Origin of the sequence: Segatella salivae DSM 15606 (genome assembly GCF_000185845.1) — a bacterium.
Lineage (GTDB): Bacteria > Bacteroidota > Bacteroidia > Bacteroidales > Bacteroidaceae > Prevotella > Prevotella salivae.
The window spans coordinates 3,113,628-3,115,571 of sequence record NZ_GL629647.1; the positions used below are offsets into that span (position 1 = coordinate 3,113,628).

General features: G+C 46.8%; 2 protein-coding genes. Both read left to right on the forward strand.

Annotated features, from left to right (window positions below; translation table 11 throughout):
• Positions 1–379 precede the first annotated feature (379 nt).
• Positions 380–1,600 (forward strand): site-specific integrase, encoded by a 1,221-nt coding sequence (locus tag HMPREF9420_RS12115; RefSeq protein ID WP_007136018.1) that lies wholly within the window; start codon positions 380–382, stop codon positions 1,598–1,600.
• A 4-nt stretch (positions 1,601–1,604) separates the two neighbouring features.
• On the forward strand, positions 1,605–1,944 hold a 340-nt coding region (locus tag HMPREF9420_RS14815), incomplete at its 3' end, for an Arm DNA-binding domain-containing protein (RefSeq protein ID WP_007136019.1).

A 1,944-nucleotide genomic window follows, 5' to 3' on the forward strand; every position in this document is an offset into this window, starting at 1 on the left:
ATGGCTTGCCTTGTTGTCAATATGATCCGAGTACCCGTTTTCGTCTATCATGCGTAGATCCAGGCTCATTTTGCGGGCATAATCAGTCATTAAGAATTAAGGGAAACAGAGGGAAATGTAAGGAATGTAACTATTTGAAATAATATCATTTAGCATTTTCTTACTATTTTGAGGGTAAGCGAAAACGAGCATTAAACGGCAGGAGTTCCGTTACCAAATCGTAACCCATCAGGGAAAAAGCAAAAAGGGGTTACGAATTGAAGGTAAACAACTGTGTCTTAGATTTTTATTCTTCATCTTTCATTTTTCTGCATCGCTCAGGAATACTTGTTCATCTGTACCTTTGCAAACAAAGGAAATTTAGAAAAAACGACAGAAAATGAAGGAAAACAAGCTGAAAGTATCGTTCTTCGTTCAGGCGAAACGAACCGACAAGAAAGGACTTGTGCCTGTTATCGGGCGCATCTCAGTAGGCAGAACCCATTCAGGATTCTCCACCAAGTGCAAGACTCCGCTCGCTCTTTGGGACAGCCGTAAGCAACGGCTCATCGGTAAGAGTGCAATGGCGGTGTCCGTCAATCAGAAACTCGGTGAATGCACCGCACTCATCCACGCACGCTTTCACGAATTCAGTGAAAGGGAAGAGACTTTTTCCGCCACAGACGTGAGGGATGCCTATCAGGGGCAAATCCACCGTCAGGCCTTGCTCTTGGAGAGTTTTGGGGAGTATCTTACACAGACAAAGGAACGTATCGGCATTGATCGAGCCTTAAAGACGTTCAAACTCCGTACCTACCAACTATCCCTGCTTCGTGAGTATGTGCAGAAGAAGCACAAGGTAAGCGACATTCCCCTTTCACAGTTGGACAATACCTTTATCGAGGGTTTTGAGTATTATCTTACCATCGACCGCAGACTGAAACGCAGCAGCATATCGAGTACCGTGTCTACTTTGCAGACCATCGTCCGCATGGCGGTAAAGAAAGGTGTGCTGGACTTCTATCCTTTCTTGGGCTACAGTTACGAGCGACCAAAGGGCGAGCCGAGAAGCATTACGAAGGAAGAACTTGAGCGCATCATCGAGTTGAAGATTGAATGGGAGAACTACCGCATTGTCCGTGATCTTTTTGTCTTTTCCTGCTTCACAGGTCTGGCAATCTCCGACGTCCGTAATCTTCGGGAGGAAAACATCGTCTTGGAAGAAGGCGAACTCTGCATCAAGGGCAGGCGAATGAAAACCAAGACTCCGTATCGTGTACAAGTACTTCCTCCTGCCTGGGCGATAATGGAGCGGTACAGAGGAAAGCGTGCAGGCTTTGTCTTTGACGTGCCGACCACCGACATTATCCTCAATGGCATGCACCACATACAGAGAAACATCGGCATGGAAAGCCCACTGACCTTCCACATGGCAAGACACACCTTTGCTTCGCTTATCACGCTCTCGGCAGGTGTACCTATCGAAACGGTGAGCCGTATGCTCGGACACACCAACCTGAGAACAACACAGGTATATGCGGCGGTTTCCTCCGAGAGAATCCATCGGGATATGCAGGCGATACAGCAACGAATACAAGATACATTCACCTTAAAACTTTGACCTCATGACACGTAGTACATTCAAGACACTCTTTTATATCAATCGCTCCAAAGAGAAGAAGAACGGCAAATGCCCGATTATGGGGCGCATTACCATAGACGGTGAGCAGGTGCAATACAGCACGGGAAAGGAAACTGCTCCTGAACTTTGGGACAGTCGTAAGGGACGGTGCAAAGGAACAGGCGAAGAGATAAAGGAAATTAACCGCTATTTGCAAACCAAAGAGGAACAAGCCAAAGGCAAATACCAAGAATTAGTTTGGCAGCGTGGCTATATCACCGCTGAACTCCTCAAGCGTGAACTCATGGAAGAGGACAAGCCCAAAGGTTTTCTTTTGGAGGAAG